General features: G+C 64.6%; 17 protein-coding genes. 6 read left to right on the top strand and 11 right to left on the bottom strand.

The features are described from left to right. From A2J03_RS17505 to cobM, 8 genes are all read right to left on the bottom strand, one after another. On the bottom strand, positions 1–396 hold a 396-nt coding region (locus A2J03_RS17505; RefSeq protein WP_442971371.1), incomplete at its 3' end, for an alpha/beta hydrolase-fold protein. A gap of 281 nt (positions 397–677) precedes the next feature. Next, positions 678–2,573: a flagellar motor control protein ZomB gene (gene zomB, locus A2J03_RS17510; protein ID WP_442971372.1), complete on the bottom strand. Its 1,896-nt coding sequence runs from the start codon at positions 2,571–2,573 to the stop codon at positions 678–680. 22 nt (positions 2,574–2,595) lie between these two features. Beyond that, positions 2,596–3,504, bottom strand: coding sequence for a decaprenyl-phosphate phosphoribosyltransferase (locus A2J03_RS17515; RefSeq protein ID WP_068376312.1), 909 nt, complete (start codon positions 3,502–3,504; stop codon positions 2,596–2,598). Then, on the bottom strand, positions 3,501–3,983 hold the full coding sequence (locus tag A2J03_RS17520; RefSeq protein WP_442971373.1) for a phosphatase PAP2 family protein: 483 nt from the start codon (positions 3,981–3,983) through the stop codon (positions 3,501–3,503). Before A2J03_RS17520 ends, A2J03_RS17515 begins: the two co-directional genes overlap by 4 nt. A gap of 31 nt (positions 3,984–4,014) precedes the next feature. Next, positions 4,015–5,922: a glycosyltransferase gene (locus tag A2J03_RS17525; protein ID WP_068376316.1), complete on the bottom strand. Its 1,908-nt coding sequence runs from the start codon at positions 5,920–5,922 to the stop codon at positions 4,015–4,017. Further along, on the bottom strand, positions 5,919–7,148 hold the full coding sequence (gene glf, locus A2J03_RS17530) for a UDP-galactopyranose mutase (RefSeq protein WP_068376318.1): 1,230 nt from the start codon (positions 7,146–7,148) through the stop codon (positions 5,919–5,921). The genes A2J03_RS17525 and glf overlap by 4 nt, the downstream gene beginning before the upstream one ends. Before the next feature lie 63 nt (positions 7,149–7,211). Next, positions 7,212–7,973: a precorrin-6A synthase (deacetylating) gene (gene cobF, locus A2J03_RS17535; protein ID WP_068376320.1), complete on the bottom strand. Its 762-nt coding sequence runs from the start codon at positions 7,971–7,973 to the stop codon at positions 7,212–7,214. Further along, positions 7,970–8,722 carry a precorrin-4 C(11)-methyltransferase gene (gene cobM / locus A2J03_RS17540; protein WP_068376323.1) on the bottom strand — a complete coding sequence of 251 codons (753 nt, stop codon included), beginning with the start codon at positions 8,720–8,722 and terminating at the stop codon, positions 7,970–7,972. The genes cobF and cobM overlap by 4 nt, the downstream gene beginning before the upstream one ends. A 279-nt stretch (positions 8,723–9,001) precedes the next feature. Between cobM and A2J03_RS17545 the strand changes: the two genes are divergently transcribed. Then, on the top strand, positions 9,002–11,143 hold the full coding sequence (locus tag A2J03_RS17545; protein WP_068376337.1) for an N-acetylmuramoyl-L-alanine amidase: 2,142 nt from the start codon (positions 9,002–9,004) through the stop codon (positions 11,141–11,143). Positions 11,144–11,201: 58 nt separating this feature from the next. On the opposite strand, the gene A2J03_RS17550 is transcribed toward A2J03_RS17545, so the two are convergent. After that, positions 11,202–11,519, bottom strand: a complete 318-nt coding sequence (locus A2J03_RS17550) for a hypothetical protein (RefSeq protein ID WP_068376324.1) — start codon at positions 11,517–11,519, stop codon at positions 11,202–11,204. Positions 11,520–11,560: 41 nt separating this feature from the next. Continuing rightward, entirely contained in the window at positions 11,561–12,388 is an 828-nt protein-coding gene (locus A2J03_RS17555) for an HAD family hydrolase (RefSeq protein ID WP_442971369.1), read from the bottom strand. 170 nt (positions 12,389–12,558) lie between these two features. Between A2J03_RS17555 and A2J03_RS17560 the strand changes: the two genes are divergently transcribed. Genes A2J03_RS17560 through A2J03_RS17575 form a run of 4 tightly spaced genes read left to right on the top strand, consistent with a single transcriptional unit; the run spans position 12,559 to position 23,322 of the window. Continuing rightward, complete coding sequence (locus tag A2J03_RS17560) at positions 12,559–20,808, top strand: non-ribosomal peptide synthetase (RefSeq protein WP_068376328.1); 8,250 nt, start codon at positions 12,559–12,561, stop codon at positions 20,806–20,808. Next, positions 20,805–21,764: a daunorubicin/doxorubicin resistance ABC transporter ATP-binding protein DrrA gene (locus A2J03_RS17565; protein ID WP_068376330.1), complete on the top strand. Its 960-nt coding sequence runs from the start codon at positions 20,805–20,807 to the stop codon at positions 21,762–21,764. The genes A2J03_RS17560 and A2J03_RS17565 overlap by 4 nt, the downstream gene beginning before the upstream one ends. Then, positions 21,761–22,537, top strand: a complete 777-nt coding sequence (locus A2J03_RS17570) for an ABC transporter permease (RefSeq protein WP_068376332.1) — start codon at positions 21,761–21,763, stop codon at positions 22,535–22,537. The genes A2J03_RS17565 and A2J03_RS17570 overlap by 4 nt, the downstream gene beginning before the upstream one ends. Next, positions 22,534–23,322: an ABC transporter permease gene (locus A2J03_RS17575; protein ID WP_068376335.1), complete on the top strand. Its 789-nt coding sequence runs from the start codon at positions 22,534–22,536 to the stop codon at positions 23,320–23,322. Before A2J03_RS17570 ends, A2J03_RS17575 begins: the two co-directional genes overlap by 4 nt. A gap of 136 nt (positions 23,323–23,458) precedes the next feature. Here A2J03_RS17575 and lppU read toward each other — a convergent pair whose 3' ends face one another. Then, positions 23,459–24,106: an LppU family putative lipoprotein gene (gene lppU / locus A2J03_RS17580; RefSeq protein WP_082897903.1), complete on the bottom strand. Its 648-nt coding sequence runs from the start codon at positions 24,104–24,106 to the stop codon at positions 23,459–23,461. Positions 24,107–24,204: 98 nt separating this feature from the next. Between lppU and A2J03_RS17585 the strand changes: the two genes are divergently transcribed. Then, positions 24,205–24,412, top strand: a 208-nt coding sequence (locus A2J03_RS17585; protein ID WP_442971370.1) for an RNA polymerase sigma factor, incomplete at its 3' end; no start/stop codon positions are given.

Raw genomic sequence — 24,412 nt, forward strand, 5'->3', positions numbered from 1 at the left:
CCCGAGCCGGTTCTGCAGGTTGTTGCGCAGGTCCTGAGTCAGGAATGTCTCCCACTTGTACGTCGTCTGCTGGCCGTTGAAGTTCGACGGTGCATACCAGTCCGAGTAGAAGCTCGACATTCCGCCGACAGGCTGGACGACATTGATGTTCCACGATGCGAGGTACGCACCGGCATCGGTCTCGTGCTCCCAGCCGGAGATGTCGTTGGTGGCACGCAGGCCGTCGAGCAGATACACGACACGGTCGGTGTTGCCGTCGGCCGCGCGCCAGATCCGGCTCTTGATCGGACCCATGCTCGAGTCGGTCCAGAAGTCCTGAGCACCCGGATCGAACGCCGCATTGGCCGTCGCACCCGTCCCGACCACTGCAAGACCGAGCGGCAGAGCCACAGCCATCACCAGAGACGTGAGTATCCGGCGGAAGCGCCCCCTGGCACTCTTGTTCGTTCTACCCAGCATGCATTCGACCTCTCAGCAGTGTCGGTGTGCCGCAGAACCTGCAGCGCACCCGTTTCAGCGGTATGAACCCGGCGCGAGAGCCAGAGCAGTCACACATATCTTTCGCATACATCGACCCGAAGGCGACTTCCGTTACAGAAACGAGATATCCCATCTTGGAGACAGAACGGTATCGACGCAACTTCAATCGGACCGCCAGCGTTTCGAAACAGCAGCGCTCAATTATTACCCTTCAGGATCGGCGGCTCGAGACCACATCTCTGTAATTCGTATTCGGGCACACGGTCGAAACGATATCCCGCGTAGAAAAGCGACCGCTTGATGTTTCTGATGAACAATTCCTTCGTCAGCGGCGCGCGGTACGAGGCGATCAATTCCTGCGTGTCGGGGCACGAGAGCGCAACTCGCGCCTGCGTCACCCAGTCCTCGTCCATGTACCAGGGCAGGTACGGGTGCTCCCCGACCAAGCCGAGATCGGCCACCACCCAGTCCGGATACAGGTTCTTGTCGTGCCCGATTCGCCCGTTCTCGAGGCGCTCGGTGTGCGAAGCGAGCGGATAAGCCAGACCCATCTGATCGATGACTCGTACGTCGAGGCCCACGTTCATGCTCGTCATTCCCAGATTCAGGAAAAACACCGTGTGACCTGCACCGCCGGGGGGAATGGGCAACGGTGGCGGCACGACATCCCAGTAGGTGAACTGAGCGCTCGGCAACAACAGACCACCGTCCGGAGTGTTTGCGATCGTCTCCACCATCGGACGAATCCGCGGGTAGTCGAGGTAGTCCGACGCCAGAATCGGATGAGCATGACCGGTATTGAGCGCATAGAACGCTCGCTCGTCGACAATTCCCGTTTTGCCGACGATCGAGCCCTCCGGCATACCCGTGGTGTTCGCAGCGAAGAACGCCCAGATCACCGTCGCGATCCACACGAAAGCCCCCACCGCGAACGCAACAATCTGCCGGATATCGGAATTCTTGGACGGAATTGTCAGCGGAATGACAGCAACAGGAAGCAACAGTGTGAACAGTGCAGGCAGAAGCGTCCTGCCGTGCATGAAATCACCGCCGACGCGCACCGCGTACAGGAGGGACAGAATTCCGCTGACCATGACGAAGACGACGACCGCGCTCGGGGTGCGCAACCAACGCTGCAGTTCGCCCACGGTGCGCGGCACCGGTCGTGTCGTCGGACGAGCTGTCCTTCGGAGAGTGGTGGCGATGCCGGCGATCAGCAGCAGAACCAGCGGAAGCCACAGCATGTACGGGCCGAGCAGGTTCCAGAGGTAGTTCAGTCCCTGCGACCACTTGGCGCCACCGGCATCCTTCGACACGGCCGTGTTGGGGTACGGCAGCCCGTAGTAGCCCATTCGCCAAACCTGATAGAGAACCGGCGTGACGCCTGCGACGGCGAACACCGCCACGCGGCTGGGCCACGTCTGCGGAGCCAGAAAGATGACGACGAGCGCGAGACCGCCGATGATGACCAGTTCCGGACGGACCAGCGGCCCCAGGCCGCCCCAGAACGCCAGCAGCAACAGTTCGGGTGTGCGGACTTTCCGGGTGGCCCAACGGACCATCAGCAGCCAGAGCGCCGCGATCCAGAAGATGACCAGGCAGGTCTCGAGCCCCGACGTCGCGAAGTCCCTGGCCGGCGGGACAGCGATGTAGACCAGCACACCTGCTGGGAGGTAGATGGCTGCGCGCCCGGTGCGGGCGCCGTTGCGGCCGAATGCAGTCCCGCGCTCACGGGCTTCGAGCAGGGCATATGTCCCGAACATCGCGACAACGATCGCAGCGGTCGACAGCACGAGCGCGATCGTGAGCACGACGTATTCGAGCCGGGCTTCGCTGAGCCAGCTGCCCGCGTAGACCAGGTAGGTCCAGATCGTGCTGGTGTTCGCTTCCACTCGCTCGCCGGCGTTGAACACCGGGCCGTTGCCGGCGAGGAGGTTACGGACCGTCCGCAGCACGATGAGACCGTCGTCGGCGATCCACCGCCGTTCCCACGCGCCGTACAGAAACAGTAGTGCCGATACGACGACACCGACGCCGAAGATCGATGCCGAGACTCGACTGCCGGTCAGCTCCCGCCGAGGCTCGTCCGCGATGTCATCCCGCGTCCCATGTTCACTACCCGGCGACGTAAACAGCGACACCGACTACTCCGATCCACGCGAGGGCAAGCACCTGCAACACCCTGTCGCCGAGCGCGATCTCTTCGGGTTCACCTGCTTCTCCACCATCGACGTCCACCGCGTAGCGAAGGATCGCGACCGTGAACGGGATCATCGAGATGGCGAACCAGTTGGAACCGGTCCCCGCGTCTTCTTGGAAAGCCCACAGCCCATAGCAAATCACGACGGCGGTCGCCGAGAGCGTCCAGACGAATCGGAGGTATGTCGTGGTGTAGTTCTCGAGCGACTTCCTGATCTTCGCGCCGGTCCGTTCGGCCAGCTGCAGCTCTGCGTAGCGCTTGCCTGCAGCCATGAACAGCGAGCCGAATGCCATGATCAGCAGGAACCACTGCGACAGCGGAATCGACGCTGCCACGCCACCGGCGATCGCGCGAAGCAGGAATCCGGACGAGACGATGCAGATGTCCAGCACGGCCTGGTGCTTGAGACCGAAGCAGTACGCCAACTGAATTGCGATGTACACGCCGATGACCAGCGCGAGCTTCCAGTTGGCGAGGAACGAGAGTCCTATCGCCAACGCGATGCAGACGACGGCCATCGCGTAGGCCAGCTTTACTGGCAGCACCCCCGCGGCAATCGGACGGAATCGCTTGGTCGGATGAGCGCGATCGGCGTCGACGTCCAAGGCATCGTTGACGAGGTAGACGCCCGACGCGGCGAAACAGAAGACCACGAATGCCAGACCGACCGACAGCAACACATCAGGGTCGGTCACCGAACCGGCAGCGAGCGGGGCCGCGAGCACGAGTACGTTCTTGACCCACTGACGCGGCCGAAGCGCCTTGATCACACCGTCGAGCAGGTTCTTCGGTGGTGCTCCGGCTGGGGGGGCTTCCTCGCTCATTTGTCTCCTTCGAACTTGCACACGGCGGCTGCGGACAGGGCGCCGAGCGCGGATCCTGCGAGTACATCTGTCGGATAGTGCACTCCGAGAACGAGCCGCGACAGCAGCATCGGAGGTACCAGGACCGCAGGCAAGGGTAGCCCGGTCAGTCGGCCGAGCAGTACGGCGGCTGCCGTAGTGGACGTGGCGTGCGAGGACGGGAAGCTCAGCTTGCTCGGGGTCGACACGTTGATTCGGACAGACGGATCGTTCGGACGCGGCCGACGCACCACCCGCTTGATGACGATCGACGCGGCGTGCGAACCCACTGCGCCGACCGCGACGCCTGCCCACTGCCGCCTGCGGGGGGCGTCGAGCGCTGCCCCGATACCCGCGATCGCAACCCAGCCGAGCGCGTGCTCACCGAAGTGCGACATGCCCCGCGCGATCGCTACTGCACCTGGTTGCGCACCGACCGTCGACTGGATCTTCGACAGGATGCGAACCTCGGTAGCCGATTCGGTTTGGTTCTTACGCCTCGTAACGAAAGACACGTTCCCAGGTTTCCTTACTGGTCAGGTGAGGGACGGCGTCGCGGTAGCGACCCTTGAGCTCGGGAAAACGGCGCGACAACTCGGCGCGCAGCGCCATGGCTTCCTTGAGCAACGCGGCAGCTTTGTCGCGGTCACGTTGGCGGTAGACGACGCCTCGGCCGTCGGCGGTGGTGACGGTGACGCCGTCCACCTGTGACAACAGGAACCAGCGCGCATCGAGCGTCGGAACGTTGAGCTGCGGCCGCTCGTGATGACGGTTGTGCGCGGGCTTGGCGTTGTGGATCAGGCCGGTGGCGAGACGCTTGATCTTCGACAGCGGGTTCGTCGGCAGTCCGACGGCTCCCACTTCCTCACCCGACGGATGCGGCAGCTCGGTGGAGGAACTGACGACGACAGCGTCGGGGTAGGTCTTGCGCAATGCGTGAACCTCGCCGAGCGACGTCGGGAGGATCTCGAGGATGTGCTCGGGTCCTTCGAGGAAGTCGCGGATCGCCTTGTTCTGGATGGCGACGGTCGAGTACTCCAGGCACAGCAGGTGCTTGACGGTCGCCTTGACGGTGTCGAGCACGAGACCGCGCCCGTTGCCCGGCATGTGAAGCGCCGCAACGACGAGACGGTTACGTAGGTGGAAGTACGCCTGCCAGTCGATGGCATCGTCCTTGTCACTCCATGCCATGTGCCAGATCGCGGCACCGGGCAGCGTGACCGTCGGATAACCGGCTTCTCGTGCGCGCAAACCGTATTCGGCATCGTCCCACTTGATGAACAGCGGAAGTGGCTGACCGAGATCCTCCGCGACGACGCGCGGAATCATGCACATCCACCAGCCGTTGTAGTCGACGTCGATGCGCCGGTGCAACAGCTTGCTCGAACGCAGCGGGTACTCGGCGAAGTCGTGGTCGTATTCGACGTTCTGGGCACCGGTCCACATGAAGTTGCTCCGGTCGATCACTTCGCCCATGACGTGCAGGTGGCTGCGCGCCTGCAGGTTCAGCATCTGACCGCCGACGAGCGTGGGAACCTTCGCGAATCGCGACATCGCGAGCGCACGGAGAATCGAGTCCGGCTCGATCTCGATGTCGTCGTCCATGAAGAGAATGTGCTGGCACTCGGTGTTGTTCAGCGCCTCGTACATGATTCGGCTGTAGCCACCGGAGCCACCGAGGTTCGCCTGGTCGTGGATCGCGAGGATGCCCCCGAGACCTGCTTCGGCTTCGGCGAAGCCCGGCTCGTCTCGGACCTTGCGGGTGCCCTGATCGGGCATGATGACTGACTTGATCACGTCGAGCACGAGCGGGTCCGAGCTCAGTGCGACAAGCGCTTTGACCGCGTCGGTCGGCCGGTTGAACGTCGGGATTCCGACGGCAACCGTCGCCTCACCCGGGGCCTCGACAGGTGCGTACCAACCCGCGCTCTCGAGCACCACCTCGGAGTCGGAGGTGATGTCGAACCAGATCCAGCCGCCGTCCTCGAACGGTCCGAGATCGATGTCGAACTCCTGCGCGGCGTCGCCGTCGACGGCTTCGCGGCCCTCGACGTGGATGCGCGAGCTGTCGGCTTTGGACCGATACACGTCGATGCGGCAGTGTCCGGAGACCTCGACGCGCAGCACGACCGACTTCAGGACGCTGTAGCGGCGCCAGTAACTCGCAGGAAACGCGCCGAAGTACGTGCAGAACGACACCTCGGACTCGGCACCGATGGCGAGCGATGTGCGAGACAGCGAGTGTGCGCGTCGGGCATTGGTTTTCGCTTCTTCGAGGTACAGCGTTCGTACGTCGAGCGGCTCGCCCGAGCGCGGCAGCAGCACCCGCTGCAGCAGCGACTTACCGAGCACGGGCGCGATGTCGGCGACACCGTCGTCGAGCAAGTGTTTGGCTGTCATTTGTCTCCCGCCAGCGAAGCGCCGGTCTCGAAATGCGGTGCGAGCGTGTTCTCGTACAGGTTCAGCGCGCTGGCGATGGCCATATGCATGTCCAGGTACTGGTAGGTACCGAGACGTCCACCGAAAAGCACTCCGTTGGAGGCGGTCTCGGCCTTGGCGCGGCCGCGGTACGCCTCGAGCTTCGTGCGATCGTCCGGGGTGTTGATCGGGTAGTACGGCTCGTCGCCGCTCTTCGCGAACCGCGAGAACTCCCGCATGATGACCGTCTTGTCGGTCGGGTACTCGCGTTCGGGGTGGAAGTGACGGAACTCGTGGATACGAATGAACGGAACGTCGCCGTCGTTGTAGTTCATCACCGGGGTGCCCTGGAAATCACCTGTCGGCAGTACCTCGGTCTCGAAATCGATTGTCCGCCAGCCCAGTTCACCCTCGGAGTAGTCGAAGTAGCGGTCCAACGGGCCGGTGTAGACGATGGGAGCGTCGGGGCTTTCGGCAACGAGCTCGGCCTTGACGTCGAACCAGTCCGTATTCAAGCGGACCTCGATGTTCTCGTTCGACGCCATCTTCTCGAGCCAGGCGGTGTAGCCGTCGACCGGCAGTCCCTCGTAGGTGTCGTTGAAATAGCGGTTGTCGAACGTGTACCGCACCGGCAACCGGGTGATGTTGCCCGCGGGCAGGTTCTTGGGATCGGTCTGCCACTGCTTGGCGGTGTAGTCCCGGATGAACGCCTCGTACAGCGGACGGCCGATCAGCGAGATCGCCTTCTCCTCGAAGTTCTGCGCATCCTTCGAGTCGAATTCACTGGACTGCTCTTCGATGAGCGCCCGCGCCTCGGCAGGCGAGAAGTACTTGCCGAAGAACTGTGAGATCAGACCCAGGCCCATCGGGAACTGATACGACTGGCCCTTGTGCAGCGCGAAGACGCGGTGCTGGTAGCTCGTGAAGTCGGTGAACTGGTTGACGTAGTCCCAGACCCGCTGGTTCGACGTGTGGAACAGATGAGCGCCGTACTTGTGGATCTCGATGCCGGTTTCCGGCTCGGCCTCGGAGTAGGCGTTGCCGCCCAGGTGGTGGCGGCGGTCGAGCACGAGGACTCGCTTACCCAGCTGGGACGCCGCGCGCTCGGCCACGGTCAGGCCGAAGAACCCCGAACCGACCACGATCAGGTCGTATCGGCCGGTCGCGGAGGGGTCGGAAGAAGCAGTCGGTTCAGTTACGGCAGTCACGGGCAACCAGGGTATACGGTGCGCGCGACCCACCCGTGCATGGACAGTTGCCCCAGCGCGTATTTACCCACTCACGGCGAGGTGTCGCAACAGGTACGTGTCCATCACCCAGCCGTGCTTCGTCTTGAGCGCCGCACGCACGCGTTCGATCTCGCCGATGCAGTCATCCAGCGCCCCCGACACCAACTGTTCATCGCTTGTTCCCAGGTTGGCGCCCCAGTGGATGCCCCACGTACCGGTCCCGACCAGCTCGCGGCATGTCACGTTCCCGTCGAGCATCACCACGATGTTGTCCGCACCTGCCTCGACATCCTTCAGAAGAGCTCGACCGGTCGTGATCACGATCGGCCCACCGATCCGGTTGAGCACGATCCGGTGCGCCGCCGCGAGCATCGACACACTGCTGATGCCCGGAGTGACGTCGAAGTCGATGTCGAGATTCCCGAAATCGCGGACACGCTCGACCACGCGGATGGTGCTGTCGTAGAGAGCAGGATCACCCCAGACCAGGAATCCGACGGTGGTGTCGGGCTCGAGACCCAGCAGGACTTCTTCGTACGCGCGCGCTCTGGCGTCGTGCCAGTCCAACACCGCGGCGCCGTAGTCGGCGGGCCGTCGATCACGCTCGGGGTCGGGGACCTGGATCACCCTGGGCACACCCGGGACGTGACGACGCAGGATCTCGGCCCGCGCCTCGGCCAGGTCACCGACATCCCCGCCCTTGTCCGCGACGAGAAAGACATCGACGTCACGGAGCATGGCGACGGCCTGGACCGTGATCTGATCCGGATGCCCACCACCGACCCCCACCAAGTGAATCTTCATCCCTGGGTGCCCCTGGGTCGTTCTGCGTCGTACAGATGCGATTCCGCTCCCGGAGTTCGGCCGACCGCAGGGCCGACGAGGATGACCGCTGCCTGACGCAGACCAGCCGACTCGACCTGGTCGGCGATATCGCGGAGGGTTCCCGTCAACACGAGCTGATCCGGCTTGCTCGCGTGGAATACGACAGCCGCCGGGCAGTCCGCGCCGTAGTGAGTCGTCAGCTCGTCGGCCAGAACCCGGACGCGGGTGATCGCGAGGTGCAACACCAGCGTCGACCCGGTTGCTGCGAAGGCCGACAGTGACTCACCGTCAGGCATCGCCGTGGAGCGCGCCTGCGTGCGCGTCAGGACGACGGACTGCGCGATCTCGGGGACGGTCAGTTCGACGCGCAGGGTGGCGGCAGCGGCGGCGTAGGCGGGCACGCCGGGCGTCACGTCCCAGGGAATGCCTGCCGCGTCGAGGCGGGCGGACTGTTCCGCGAGTGCCGAATAGAGAGAAGGGTCACCCGAGCACAGACGCGCGACGTCGTCACCGCGCTCGTGTGCGCCGACGAGTTCTGCGGTGATGGCGTCGAGGTCGAGCTGTGCGGTATTGACCAGCCGAGCATTCGGTGGACAGTGCGCCAGGATCGCCTCGTCGATGTACGTACCTGCATAGACGCAGACCGGACTACTGCGGAGGTGCTCGACGGCACGCAGCGTGAGGAGGTCGGCGGCACCCGGCCCGGCCCCGATGAAGTGGACAGTCACGAAAACGAAGCCTATGCCTCCCCCGCGACGCGCCGCACTCACAGGCAATCCCCGGTATGGCTAACTCTCAAGCTAAGGTTTAGCCTTGTGCCGGATGAGGTTGGTGTTACTGGTGTGACTCGAATGCAGTCTCGATAGTCACATACGTCACAGCAGCATCACAACTCACCGACACACAGAACTGAACGGAAGCAATTCGCGTCGCACAGTCGCAGGATGCTTCGCGGGGCGGCCGGTTACCAACAGGCAGACCCGCACCTACTACCAGGGAGTACCGCCTTGCACCGTCGAACGAAGCCGTCGATCGTTCTCGGCGCTGTCGCCTTGCTGGCCGTCGCGAGTCCCGTGGCGGTCTACAGCATCTCCGGCGACTCCGCGTCCACCGATGTTCGATCGGCCAACGAGACCACCCCTGTGACAGTGCCGACCAAGATCGTCGAGACAGCGCTGAGCTCTGCACCGGACATCGTCATTCCGCTCCAGGAATTGACGGGTCTGCCGCTGCCGGACCTGCGCCTGTCCGATCTGAAGTACCTGCCACTTCCGGACAACATCACCATTCCGCCCTTCGAGATCCCCGAGATTCCGGGCGTCACCGTGCCGTCACCGACGAGCCCGTCGGCGCAGGCACCGGTGCCCGGCCTCGAACCCACCGACGTGGCCGCCCCGGTTGTCCCGCCCGCCGGTGACGACCCGGGTGCGCCCCTCGGCGCCGTCGTCAAGGAGCTGAAGCAGGACGACCCGTTCAGCATGGTCGCCCTGACCTCGACGACCCTCGACGGAGCTGTCGCTCAGGTTCGCCGTCAGCTCGACGACGGATCCTGGGGCCCATGGATCGCGACGGAACCCATCGACACCGGTGCGAGCGACGCAGCGCCGAAGGCGGAGAAGCAGGGCACCGAGCCGATCTTCGTCGGCGCCACCAAGGCCGTTCAACTGCTCCTGACGCCGCGCACGGTGGCAGCACCTGCGGTTGCCCCTGCTCCTGAGGTTGCCCCGGCACCTGAGGCGGCACCGGCCCCCGCTCCGGAGCAGGAGCTCGGCTACACGCCGGCCTCCGTCTCCAAGCCACTGCGCCAGCAGGAAACCCCTCTCGCCGAGGCAGTGTCGGACATCAGCGCTGTGCTGATCCAGCCAGGCAGCTCCCCCGCCGACTCCGCACTGTCCGACCTCGCGACTCCGGTCGCAGGCGACGCCGGACCCAAGGTCATCTCCCGCGCACAGTGGGGAGCCGACGAGTCCATCCGGTGTGCCACCCCGACATACGACGACTTCCTCGGTGGCGCAACGGTTCACCACACCGCTGGAAGCAACGACTACTCCAAGTCCGAGTCCGCCGAGATCGTGCGTGCCATCTACGCCTACCACGCTCAGACCCTCGGTTGGTGCGACGTCGGGTACAACGTGCTCGTCGACAAGTACGGCCAGATCTTCGAAGGCCGTGCAGGCGGACTCGACCGCGCCGTGCAGGGTGCTCACGCCGGCGGATTCAACGAGAACACCATGGGCATCGCGATGATGGGTGACTACTCCTCGGAGTCCCCGTCGGACGAGACACTCGAATCCGTCGGCAAGTTCCTCGGATGGCGTTTGGGCAAAGAAGGTCTCGACCCCGAGGGCGAAACGACCATGACGTCCGAAGGAACCGACTTCACCTTCGTCGGCCAAGGACAGAGCGTCGACCTTCCCGTGATCTTCGCCCACCGCGACGTCGGAAACACCGCGTGCCCGGGAGACGGGGCATACGCGAAGATGGACGAGATCCGCGAAATCGCGGCAGCCAACCTCGGCGGCGGCAGCGTCGACACGGCACCATCGCCGAGCGAGGACACAACAGGCGAGGACCTGACGAGCGATGCAACACCGTCGTCACCCCGAACCGACGCGAGCAACACTCCGGGACAGAACATTCCGAGCCTCGTCGACGAACTCGTGCGTCTCGCCAGCTCGAACCCGGTGGCGCAGAAGTGGTTGGCGTCCGGCGGCGAAACCGGAATACTGGGCACCCCCGTCAGCGGGCTCGTTCAGGTCAAGGGCGGCGGCGAAGCTGCGCAGTTCGCGAACGGCTCGATCTTCACTTCACTTGCCGGACAGGCAGTTGCGGTGATCGGCAAGATCTTCGAGCAGTTCATGGCACTCGGCGGAGAGAACGGCGAACTCGGCCTCCCCACCACCGACGAGTACCCGGTCCCCGAGGGTCTGCGGACCGATTTCGAGAACGGATCGTTGATCTTCAACGAGCTCACCGGCATCGTGACCACGGTCATCAAGACCTACAACGACACCTACGAGCAGCAGATGCAGAACGGCGCAGTCGCAGCTCCAGTCGAAGCAGCTCCGGCACCGGAAGCGGTACCGGCACCTGAAGCTGTACCGGCACCTGAAGCTGTACCGGCGCCCGAGCCCGCTCCCGCACCGTAACGTCTCGAATACAGAATCGAGCGGCGACCCGACAAGGGTCGCCGCTCGATTCGTCTTTTCAGGTGATGTCGCGCTGCGCGAGACGAATTCGATCCACCGGGATGATTCCTGGACGGTAGTAGAACCCCTCGGGCGAGACGGTCAGCTCGTAGTCCTCCACTCCGCTGACCTCCCACACGTCGACCGGGCCACCGGTGTTGTTCATCCGGACGAACCAGTCCCGCTCCCCGGGATCGCTCGCGAGAAAGCAGCCCTGCTGTTCGGCCCGTCGGCTACCGGCGATTCCGCGGGCAGCGCCCATCTTTCGGTAGTCGAGGCCGTGCATCTGGATCGACTCACGATTGGCCACGGACGTGACATGAAAGCGGATAGGCATTCCGCAAAATTAGTTGTATCCGGTGTGGCAGCGCCAGCGATTTACCACCAGCGTTCGAGGACCCGAGCCACTCCGTCGTCGGCGTTGGTCGTCGTGACTTCGTTCGCGGCGGCGATAGCGGCAGGGTGCGCATTGCCCATCGCGACGCCGAGGCCTGCCATCTTCAGCATCGGCACGTCGTTCGGCATGTCGCCGAAAGCGACGATATCGGCGGGGACCACGTTCAACCGTTCGGCGACGACGGCGAGCCCCGACGCCTTGCTCACGCCAGGCGCAGACAGCTCGATCAGACCGTTGTCGGTGGAGAACGTCAAATCTGCTCGGCCACCGATGAGCGGTTCCAGAGCGGCCACCATGTCGCCGCTCGACGCGGTCGCAAGCCTGATCAACAACTTGACGGCCGGAACGTCGAGCACCTCGTCCTGCGAAAGCTCGGTGTTGTCCGGGTTGAGCCACGCGTGCTCGTATCCGGGTGAACTGACGAACTGCGGCGTCGCCGCGTCGTGAGCGCTGGCACCGACGCGCTCGGCGGCCAGTCCGCACCCGGGGAGCGCGTCGTACGCGATCTCGGCGAGCCAGTGCAGCGTCTCGCTCGACAGTGTCTGCGCATCCAGGATTCGGTCGGAGTTGCTGTCGTAGATGACCGCACCGTTGGCGCAGACACACATCGGTGCGTGACCGAGTTGATCGACGACGGGTGAGATCCACCGCGGCGGGCGTCCGGTGGACAGGACGAACGGGGTGCCATCGGCGACCAGCGACGTCACCACGCGACGGGTTCGCTCGGTGACCCTCTCGTGCACGTCGAGAAGAGTGCCGTCGACGTCGCTGGCGACAAGGCGGGGTTGGGTACGAGCGGTGTCAGACATCGTCGCCATTGTGCCTTAGGTGGAGTGCACCCAAGGAGCAGAGTGCCTCGGCGGCAGGTGCAACTCCTGCGCACACCACCCCAGGGTGGGCAACCACTCACCCCGGGGAGACGCAGGATCACCTCGAGGGTGCCTGTCTGCACAGGCCTCGACGGACGAACGTCATACGCATGAACTTCTCCCCCTCCACAGCCGCCGTGTTCCCGCTCTCGGCCGCCCAGCGCGGGATCTTGTTCGCACAGCACCTGGCAGGCGACGTTCCGATCTCCATCGCCCAGTTCGTGGAAATCCACGGCAATCTGGACACGCGACGCCTGGTCGACGCGGCCATGACGGCCGGCCACGAGTTCGGCACCGGGTACCTCCGACTCGTCGAGGTCGACGGTGTGCCCATGCAGACGGTGGACCCCGACGTCGACGAAACGATGCCGAAGGTGGACCTGCGCGACGAGCCTGATCCGATTGCTGCAGCCCACGCCTGGATGCGGGCCGAGTACAGCGCACCGATCGATCTCTTCGCCGACCGTCTCGTCACGATGGCGGTGCTGCGGGTCGGCGACGAGCACGTCTACTGGTACTCGCGCATCCACCACATCGCGCTCGACGGCTACGGCGCGATGACTCTGCTGAAGCGGTGCGCCGAGCTCTACACCGGCGGCGACGACGCATCAGCGACCACGGCGGAACCGCTGCACGCCATCGTCGACGCCGATCGGCAGTACCGCAGCTCGGACCGGTTCAGCGCAGACCGCAACTACTGGATCGACCACCTCGCCGGATTGTCGGACCCCGTCAGCCTCGCCGGGCGTTCGGCGCCGGCCGAGGCGCATCCGCTGCTACAGCGCGGCGAACTCGACGCCATCACCGCAGCACGGCTCGAGCAGATCGCGAATGAGTTGAACTCGGGCGTCGCACCGGTGACGGTCGCTGCGTTCGGCGCGTACCTCGCGCGAGCCACCGGCAGTATCGAGGTGACCCTGAGTCTGCCCGTCTCGGCACGTACGACGGCATCGCTGCGGAGGTCCGGCGGAATGGTCGCCAACGTGGTCCCGCTCCGTCTGCGGTGCGACGGGCACACCTCGGTTGCCGACCTCGTGCGCGACGCGCAACTCGAACTCACCGGCGCCCTGCGGCGTCAGCGATACCGCCAGGAGGACATCGCCCGCGACCTCGGCGTCGACGCGTCCGGTTTCGGGCCGTCGGTCAACATGATGCTGTTCGACACCCGAATCATGCTCGGACCCTTCGCCGGTCGGCTCCAGGTGCTGACCTCGGGGATCATCGACGACCTGTTCGTCAACGTCTACCCCGGCATCGGTGGCAGCACGATGCACATCGACTTCCAAGCAAACTCCGCCCTGTACTCCAGCACCGAACTGGCCGCGCACCACGCTGCGTTCCTGAAGTTTCTGGATCGCTTTCTCACCGACCCGCACACTCCGGTCTCCCGGTTGGCGATGACCGACGGCACCCCAGTCCACCGCGGCCCCGCAGCTGGCCCGCCTCGTCTGCTGCCACAGATTCTTACGGACGCCGCGGCACTGCGACCGGACGGGATTGCCGTCGTCTCGAACTCGGGCAGCTACACCTACCGTGAACTCGACGAGCATTCGAACCGGCTCGCCCGAGCACTGATCGAGCAGGGTGTTCGACCGGAATCCGCAGTAGCCGTCTCGATTTCACGGTCCTACGAGTCCATCCTCGCGATGTGGGCGGTCGCCAAGACCGGGGCAGCGTTCATGCCAGTCGACCCGACCTACCCACCTGAGCGGATCGACTACCTGCTGGCGGACTCGGGTGCACGAACGATCGTCGATTCCGAATACGTGAACCGGGATCTCCCCTTCTCGTCGGATCCGGTCACGGACTCCGATCGACACAGCACCATCGACCCCCGCAGCGCGGCCTACGTCATCTACACATCCGGTTCGACCGGAGCGCCTAAGGGCGTCGTCGTCACGCACGGCGGTATCGCCGATCTGATCTCCGACGGCATCGACCGGCTCGCACTGTCGTCCATATCCCGTATGACACATGGCTATTCACCCAGCTTCGACGCATCGCTGTCGGAACTGCTCCTGACGTTCGGTGCCGCTGCCACTGCCGTCGTGGTTCCACCCGGAGTGTTCGGCGGAGAGGACCTGACGGAACTGCTTCGCGAACACAGCGTCACGCATATCGACGTCACCCCTGCGGTTCTCGGCACGCTCGCGCCCACAGACCTACCCGGCCTGACCCATGTAGTCGTCGGTGGCGACGCCTGCCCGCCGGAGCTTCGCGCCCGGTGGGCAGGCGACCGGCAGATGTTCAACGGGTACGGCCCCACCGAGACGACCGTCACCTCGACCTTCAGTACACCGATGACGGCCGAGAAGCCGGTCAGCATCGGTGGCCCCATTCGCGGCACCTCCGCGCTCGTCCTCGATCGGTGGCTGCAGCCTGTCCCTGCAGGCGCAACGGGCGAGTTGTATCTCTCGGGCGCGGGCATCGCACGCGGCTACCATGACCGTCCTGCAGCGACGTCGAGCCGTTTCGTCGCCAATCCCGCCGACCCCGGGGCCCGGCTGTATCGCACCGGCGACCTCGTGCGATGGGTCGGCGAGGAACTGGAATACGTCGGTCGCAGCGACTTCCAGGTCAAGATCCGCGGGTTCCGCATCGAACTGGGCGAAGTCGACGCCGCCCTGTCGAGCGCTGCCGAGTCCGAAGGTGCACCACTGGACTTCGTCATGACGGTCGGGCACACGACCGACTCCGGCGCAACAGTTCTCGTGTCGTACGTCGTACCCACTATCCGTGGTCCCCTCGACACGTCCCGGCTGACCGCCCGCCTCACCGGCGCACTGCCGGCATACATGGTTCCGTCGTCGATCATGGTTCTCGACGCGGTTCCACTGACACCCGTCGGCAAGGTCGACCGAAAGGCTCTGCCAACACCGATATTCGCAACACACGCGCCCTCTCGTGCACCGTCGACAGATCGCGAACGCACACTCGCGAACTTGTTCCAGCAGGTCCTCGGTGTCGACGAGGTCGGCGCCGAAGACAGCTTCTTCGCGCTCGGCGGGGACAGCATCATATCCATTCAGCTCGTCTCCCGCGGCCGGGCCGCAGGGCTGGTCTTCACCGCACGCGACGTCTTCGAGCGGAAGACGGTCGCTGGACTCGCAGAGGTTGCCGCGGATGCGGTGTCGGCACCGGTACTCACCGAGCTGCCCGGGGGTGGAACTGGCACTGTCCCTACCACTCCCATCGTTGCGGACATGCTGCGCTCCGGGAGCTTCCGGACCTACAGCCAGGCGGTGTTGATCACACTTCCCGAGAACATCACCGACGAGAACGTGATCGTGGCGGCTGCTCAGGTGATCGACCACCACGATGCACTGCGGTCTCGAATCTGCGAAACCCACGAGATCCTGCCGGTCGGATCGGTCGACGCCACGTCCGTGTACACGGTCGATTTCGACAGGGGTGACCTCGATGCTGCACTCGACCGCGCCGCGGACCGTCTCGACCCTGCGGCGGGCAATGTAGTCCAGTTCGTGCGGATAGGCAACAAGATGTGGATCGTCCTGCATCACGTAGCGGTGGACGGTGTGTCGTGGCGAATCCTGCTGCCGGACTTCGCTACTGCGGCCAGCGGCGGTGCCCTCCAGGCAACTGGCACGTCGCTGCGACGGTGGGCACACGGTCTCGTCGAGCACGCGCCGACCCGCATGCCGGAAGCCGAGATGTGGTCCACCATCGCCCAGACTTCCGATCCCTTGCTCGGCTCCCGTGCACTCGACCGCGACCTCGATGTCACCGAAACTCGAGCCGACATCTCGGTGAAGGTGCCCGCCGAGGTAACCGAAACCCTGCTGACCGTTCTCCCCGACCGATTCAACTGCGGCCCCAACGAGGGGCTGCTCACTGCGCTCGCAATGGCCGTCAGCGCCTGGCGTCAGCGGCCCACGACCGTCGTAACGCTGGAAGGCCACGGCCGGGAGCAGCAGGTCGTTCCCGGCGCTGACCTCGCTCGCACGGTCGGCTGGTTCACCACCGTCTTCCCGGTGGCATTCGACCTCGGCGACATCGACATCGCCGACGCGTTCGCCGGAGGGCCGGCCGCCGGTACCGCGCTGAAAGCAGTCAAGGAGACGCTTGCGTCCATCCCGGACCACGGAATCGGTCACGGAATCCTGCGCCACCTTGCGGGCGTCGACGATATCGACGTCGCGCCGCAGGTGTCGTTCAACTACCTCGGCCGGGTTCGGACCGACACCGACTCACCCTGGATGCCGGAACGCTTCAGCTCGCGCCAGGACGAGGCCATGCCGCTCCCCGCCGCGGTCGACATCAACGTCATCGCCGAAATGACCGGTACGTCTACCGAACTTGTAGGCACTTTCGCGTACGCGACAGGGCTTTTCGATGCCAACGACATCGAAGAATTCGCGTCGCTGTGGCTGCGTGCATTGTCCGCACTCGCCTCCCATGTGGCTGCCGAGAACTCTGTTCGGCACACACCGTCGGACTTCGCCCTGGTCTCGACCACTCAGCACCAGATCGAGTCCTGGGAGAGCGAATTCCCGACTCTGACAGACATCTGGCCGCTCTCACCGCTGCAGGAGGGCCTGCTGTTCCACGCCATGTTCGACGCGGAGGGTCCGGACAGCTACGTCGTCCAGTCCGTGCTCACGCTCGCAGGCATCGTCGATGCGTCCCGACTGCACGACGCTGCGCAGGCACTCGTCGATCGCCACGAGAATCTCAGAGTTGCGTTCCGCGACTCCGATTCGGGACCACGGCAAATCGTCCTCGACGGACTCGAGATCAGCTGGACGGAAACCGATCTTCGCAGCGTGCCCAACGCAGAACATGCTGTCGAGAAGATCCTCGAACTGGACCGGTCGACGCGCTTCGACATGACCGATCCCCCGCTGATCCGATTCGCATTCATCCGCACCGCCGAGGACGGTTACCGACTGTTGATGACCAACCACCACATCCTGCTCGACGGGTGGTCGACGCCGTTGCTGGTGCAGGAACTCCTGAGCCTGTATGCCGCGTTCGACGGAGTCGGCGGCCTACGCCCAGCCCGGTCGTACCGTGAGTACCTGGGCTGGCTGGCCGACCAGGACCGAGCCGCCTCGAGGCTGGCCTGGCGGACGGCACTGACCGGAGTCGAGTCAGCGACCTTGATCGCGCCTACCGGCCGTCTGGCCGCCGACGCAGCGGCCGGTGAGAAGTCCCGACCTTTGGGAGTCGAGGTGACGGCGGCTCTGCATGGCCTCGCCCGATCGCACGGGATCACCATCAACACGGCCATCCAGACTGTGTGGGCCGTCCTGTTGGCGTCGATGACCGGCAGTACCGACGTCGTGTTCGGTGGGACGGTGTCGGGTCGCCCGCCTGCCCTACCGGGCGTGGAGGAGATGGTCGGGTTGTTCATCAACACCGTGCCCGTGCGCGTCCGCCTGGACCCGCGAGAGACTGTTGCAGAACTGATGATTCGCGTGCAGCAGGAACAATCGGCCCTCCTCGACCACCAGTACATCGGACTCAGTGAAATCCACGAAGTGGCCGGGCTGCCGGAATTGTTCGACACCATCACCGTGTTCGAGTCCTACCCGGTGGACCGCGCCGCGCTGGCCCAGTCCCTCGATCTCGCCGGTATGCGGGTTCTCGACGCCGAGGGCACCGACGCCACCCCATATCCGTTGAGCCTGTTGATCATTCCAGGTGACTCAATCCAGATCACGCTCAAGTATCTACTCGACGTAATCGACGACGAGAGGGCGCACACACTCGTCGACCAGTGCGTGTCACTGTTGACCCGCATCTCGGCCGAACCGGATCTACCGGTGACCGCGCTGGAGGCTGCCACGTCGACCGCCATCGTGCACGGTGGGCACGGCATGCTCCCGCGGACGCTCCCCGAGATTCTCCGCGCCACGACACAGCGCCACCCGGACCGGACGGCCGTGACGTTCCAGGGTGCCACGATGACGTATCGGGAGCTCGACGACGCATCGAACCGGCTTGCACACGTTCTCCTCGAGCATGGGGCCGAGCCGGAAGAAATTGTGGCAATTGCGATCCCGCGTTCGACCGAGTCCGTCGTCGCGATGTGGGCGGTTGCCAAAACCGGTGCCGCTTTCGTGCCGATCGATCCGGCACTGCCCGCTGATCGCATCGATCGTATGCTCGTCGACTGCGGCGCTCGTACCGGCCTGACGGTTGACGGGGTTCTGCCGACCCTCATGACGGAGATGACCTGGATCGACGCCGCAGCGGTTCGACCTGCCGTCGACGCGTCGGTGGTGGCAGTGCCGCGTCTGGACAACCTTGCGTACCTGATCTTCACGTCCGGTTCGACCGGCGTCCCCAAGGCCGTCGAAGTCTCGCATCGTGGGCTGGCGAACTTCGTTGCCGCACAGACCGAAGAGTTCCGGGTCGAGGCCGACTCACGTGTGCGCCACTTCGCGTCACCGAGCTTCGACGCCTCCATCTCGGAGGCGCTGATGGCCTTCGGCAACGGCGCAACCCTCGTCATCGCGCCTCCGACGGTGATGGCGGGCGACGACCTCGGCGCACTCGTCGTCGACGAACAAGTCTCGCACATGGTGATCACTCCGGCAGCACTGGCTACAGTCGAACCAGCGGACTGCGTGCGGGTTCTCGCGGTTGCAGGTGAGGCGGTGAGCCATGACGTCGTCGATCGGTGGTCCGAGGGACGAATCATGCTCAATCACTATGGACCGACCGAATTCACGATCTGGGCTACGGGTTCAGCCCCCCTGCAGCGCAATTCATGCCCCGACATCGGGGTACCGATACTCGGTGCGTCGATCCTCGTACTCGACAGCTGGCTACGGCCGGTCGCCGACGGTACTGCCGGCGAGCTGTATCTCGCGGGGCCTGCTGTGGCGAGGGGATATCGCAACCGAAGCGAGCTGGCCGCGTCGCGCTTCGTGGCCCACCCCAGCGAAGCGGGAGCACGGATGTACCGGACCGGCGACGTCGTACGGTGGGACCGCGACACGCTGCACTACCTCGGTCGCGCCGACTTCCAGGTCAAGATCCGCGGCTTCCGCGTCGAACTCGGAGAAGTCGACGCGGTGCTCACCGAGGTACCCGGTGTCGAGTTCGCCGTGACCGTGGGCGTCCGCGGACCCTCCGGCGCAACGGTTCTCGTATCCTATGTGCTGCCGTCCTCCAGCTCCTTGGACACTGAGATCGTGCGCGGGCACGCCACCGAACGGCTGCCCGGTTACATGGTCCCGACGCTCGTCCAGGTCCTCGACACCATCCCTCTCACACCGGTCGGCAAGATCGACACACGCGCGCTGCCCGCACCGGACTTCTCCGGTCGGCAACGTCGCTACCGCGCCCCGCGGACGTCGTTGGAATCCGTCGTCGTCGACGCCTTCGTCGACGTGCTGGCGATCGGAACGATCGGCATCGACGATTCGTTCTTCGACCTGGGCGGCAATTCGCTCGTCGCCACTCGCGTCGTGTCTCGAATCAATTCCTCGTCGGACTCCATTGTCGCGCTGCGTGATCTGTTCGAAGCTCCGACACCTGCCGGACTGGCAGCGAGGATCATGTCTCGCGGCGCGGACGAGAGCGATCGCTCGGCGCATCCGTTCGACATGATCGTTCCTCTTCGGGTGGGCTCCGACGCGTCGCCGCTGTTCTGCATACATCCGACGTCCGGCCTTGCCTGGTGCTACGCAGGTCTTGCAGCCTCGCTCGGGGACGGCAGCAGCGTGTACGGAGTTCAATCCCCGGATCTGACGGATTCGACGAATACTCCAGCAACGCTCGACGAGATGGCGGAACTGTACGTTCGAGCGATCCGATCGGTGCAACCCCACGGGCCGTACAACCTGCTGGGGTGGTCCTTCGGTGGCTTCGTGGCGCACGGCGTCGCCGTCAGGCTGCGCGAGCAAGGCGAGGAAGTGTCGATGCTGGCGATGCTCGATTCCACCATCCAATTCACCGAACTAGCTCCGCCGCCGACGCTCGGTACCGTCGAGTTCTTTCGAGAGTTCGCCCCGATGCTCGGCATCGACGACGTGCACGAAGACATCTCGATAGACGCAGCGGCACAGTTGGTTCGGGACACGATGGGAACCGACGCCGTACAGCCCGAGCACATCGAACGCCTCGCCCGGTCGTACGACAGCGCGCTGCGGCTGCTGAGTGGCTACCGACCGCCCATCTACGACGGCGACGTGCTGTTCTTCAGCGCCTCGAGCGAAGACGGATCTTCCACCGCTGCAGCGAGTTGGACCCCATTCGTCACCGGCCGCATCGATGACCATCCGATCGACACGGTGCACGATCGAATGATGGAACCTGCTGCGGTGCAGATAATTTCATCGACTCTGCTGGAACAACTCTCGCCCACCGAAGAACGGAGAATCGCATGACCACCGAACTGTCCATCGAAGTAGCAGGGCTCCACAAGTCGTTCGGCGCTGTCGCGGCCCTGCGCGGCATCGACTTCGCCGCCGAACGGGGAGAAGTGCTGGCGGTTCTCGGTCCGAACGGAGCAGGCAAGACCACCACCGTCGGTGTGCTCGCAACCCTCGTCACACCCGATTCAGGGACTGCCCGCGTGGCAGGTCACGACGTCGTCTCCGAAGCCGCCGCAGTCCGCGCATCGATCATGTTGACCGGCCAACATGCGTCGCTGGACGAGACACTCACCGGCTACGAGAACCTCGTCATGTTCGCGCGCCTCATGGGATTGACGAAGCAAGCGGCGAAGCGTCGGGCAGACGAGCTTCTCGGCGAATTCGACCTGACAGACGCCGCGGACCGCAGGGTCGGTCGCTACTCGGGAGGGATGCGACGCCGGATCGACATCGCGTGTGGGCTCGTCGTTCCCCCTCAGGTCGTGTTCCTCGACGAACCGACCACCGGGCTCGACCCACGGAGTAGGCAAGTCGTGTGGGATCTGGTGGCCGGCTTTGCGGACCAGGGGATCACCACCTTGCTCACCACTCAGTACTTGGAGGAGGCCGACGTACTCAGCGACCGCATCGTGGTCGTCGATCACGGAACCGTTGTCGCCGAGGGCACGTCGGCCGAACTCAAAGCCCGTACCGGTGCCAGCTTCTGCGAGGTGGTTCCCCTCCATCCCCACGAACTTGCCGTCGTTGCGGATGTGCTGCAGTCGATGTGCGCGAACGAGATCGTCGTGGCCGACACCGATCGCGTGTCCATCCCGGCACCCGACGGCGCCCGGACCCTCACCGAGGTGCTCCGACGGCTCGACGACTTCGACATCGAGTTGGTCGATATCGCCTTGCGGCGCCCTTCCCTCGACGAAGTCTTCCTCTCTCTCACCGGCCGTCCCGCAGTTGCGGCGGTGGCGTCGTGACTGCGCCGGTACGTTCGAGTACGACACAGTGGTGGGTACTGACTGCGCGAACTCTGCGAAGCGCCGTCCGCGGGGGCGAGGCAGTCACAGCGATCATCGCCCCGATCGTCTTCACCGTCAGCTTCTACGTTCCGCTGCAGAAGGTGATTTCGATGTTCGGGAACGGGGTGGACAACTTCGGCCAGTTCCTGATGCCGTTGATTGTGTTGCAAGCCATCGCCTTCACCGCCATTTCGGTTGCATTTCTCGCCGCGACCGACGCGGTCGACGGCATCAACAGACGATTCGCGTCGATGCCCATTGCGCGTCTCGTTCCGCTGGGTTCGCGGGTTGCATCCGGGATGGCGAAGTGCGTCGTATCGTTGATGTTCGCGCTGGGATGCGGATATGTGATCGGTTTCCGCTTCGCTGGAAGTATCACCGATACAGCGATGTTCATAGGTTTCGTCGCTCTCATCGCTGTCACACTCATCCTGGGTGCGGACGTGATCGGCACTGCGTCCAGGAATCCCGAGGCGACGACCCAGAGCCTGATCCTTCCGCAACTGGTCCTCGGCATGCTGTCGAGTGGCTTTGCACCGCTGGAGCAGTTTCCCACGTGGGTGCAACCGTTCGTCCGCAATCAACCGGTGTCCCAGTTCACCACTGCGCTGCGTGATCTGGCCGATGGCACCGCCACCAGCACGAGCCTGACGCCGGCGCTGCTGTGGTTGCTGGCCCTACTCGCTGTCTGTATTCCCCTGTCCCTGCTGCTGAATGCGAGACGCTCATGACCACGACGGAAAACTCTGCGGCGGTGTTCGTTCCGCAGACTCTGATCCAGAGCCAGAGAATGCTGCTGCATCTGTTTCGCAATCCGATGTCTCTCGTGCAGTCGATCGTCTACCCGGCGTCGATGCTGGTGATCCTCGATATCGTTCTGGGCCGCCAGGTTTCCGCGTTCGCGGGCCACGACTCGCTGTACGGCACAGTGCCGATGACCGCACTGCTGAGCGCAATGCTCGGTGCGGTCGCCGGAGCGGTGACGCTCGGGCGCGAATGGGATGCGGGAATTCTCGCGAGATTCTGGGTGCTGCCGATCCACCGCGCCTCAGGTCTCGCCGCGCGGGTGACGTCGGAAGGAGCGCGAATTCTTGCCACGACGATGCTCATCACCGTCCTCGGCCTGCTGCTGGGCTTCCGGTTCTCCGGCTCCCTGTTCTCCGCTCTCGCCTTCGTCGCGGTGCCCCTGATGTTCGGCATCGCTTTCGCTACCGCCGTCATCGCCGCATCGTTCACGCTGGGCAAGACCCTACTCGTGGAATCGGTTTCGCTGCTGTGCTCGCTGGCGATGTTCTTCAACCCCGGCTTCGTCCCGCTCGCGGCGTATCCGACATGGTTGCAGCCGTTGGTGGAGAACCAGCCGATGAGTTGCGCTATCGAGGCGATGACAGCTCTCGCGCTCGGTGAGCCCGCCGGCGCACCGCTGCTGAAGGCCGCTGCCTGGTCGTCGGTCATCTTCGCTGTCGCCGTCGTACCTGCCTTGCGCGGGCTGCGTCGGGCGACCGTGCCGCGGTAGTCACGGGCTTCAGTAGCGTTGGGGCGCTCCGCGCCAGGGACGTTGGGCACTCCGCGCCAGTGGCACGGTTAAGTGCACGGGAGTGCACCCAAGTGCGCCACTGGAGCGGAGCGACTCCTACCTCGCCGGAGCAAACTCAGCTGGTCAGCGTCTCGGTGCACACCGTGAACTTCCGCTCCGGGTGCGCGTAGCCGCCGCCGGGGCAGGAATCCGCGTCCACCGCGTCGAGGACGATTTCCGTCGCCCGCTCGCGTGCGGTGGTGCCACCCTCACACGGAACTCGTTGTGCTATTTCCCCGCTGACGTCCATGCAGTCGCCGATCACCCAATCGACGTCGAGGCACAGCGCGCCTTGTTCGCCGCCGATGACGAGTTCCTCGTAGTAGTAGCTGTCGGCGTCGGACACGCATTCGGCGTTGGTGGGGGCCTTGCCGATCACCCGGTAATTCGACGCCGGCGTGCCGCATGGCGCGGGCAGTGCGGCCGCGTCGTCCAAGGTTCCCGACGCGAGAATGCAGTCTCCGACCTCGACGTCGATTCCCAGGTTCCCGCCCAGGTCTGGTTGGAGTTGCGCCGCGGACTCGGTAGCCTCCTCGATTGCTGAGCGCGCCTGCTCGGCAGCCTGGTTCGCCGACGAGGCAGCCACGTTGGCGGCCGAGGCGACGGATGATGCCGCAGCGTCCACGGAGTCCTGCGTGGACGTGGACGTGGACGTGCAGCCGGCAATCAGTACAACGGCGATTCCGGCGAATCCGCTGCAGGCAAGAATACGGTTGATGTTCATTGTCGGTCCTTCTACTCCTGCGGCCGGTTGCCGCGTTCGAAGGTAGGAGTAAACGGGTGCGGAATCTGTAACAACTATTTTCCGACTGGCCGTTTAGAATGAGCAGCCGGGTTCTGGAGGTGATGGCGATGGACGGTGCGCACGCGCGCAGCTCGGAGTTCGGTGATGCGCCGATCGTCGCTGCCCTTGTCGCAGGGGATCTCTCCGCGCTCGGCGAGGCCTACGACCGGTACGCCCAACACCTGTATACCTACGCCTGCGGCATGCTGCGGGACACCGATGCCGCTGCGGACGTCGTACACGACG

This window comes from Rhodococcus sp. EPR-157, from assembly GCF_001647195.1.
GTDB lineage: Bacteria > Actinomycetota > Actinomycetes > Mycobacteriales > Mycobacteriaceae > Rhodococcoides.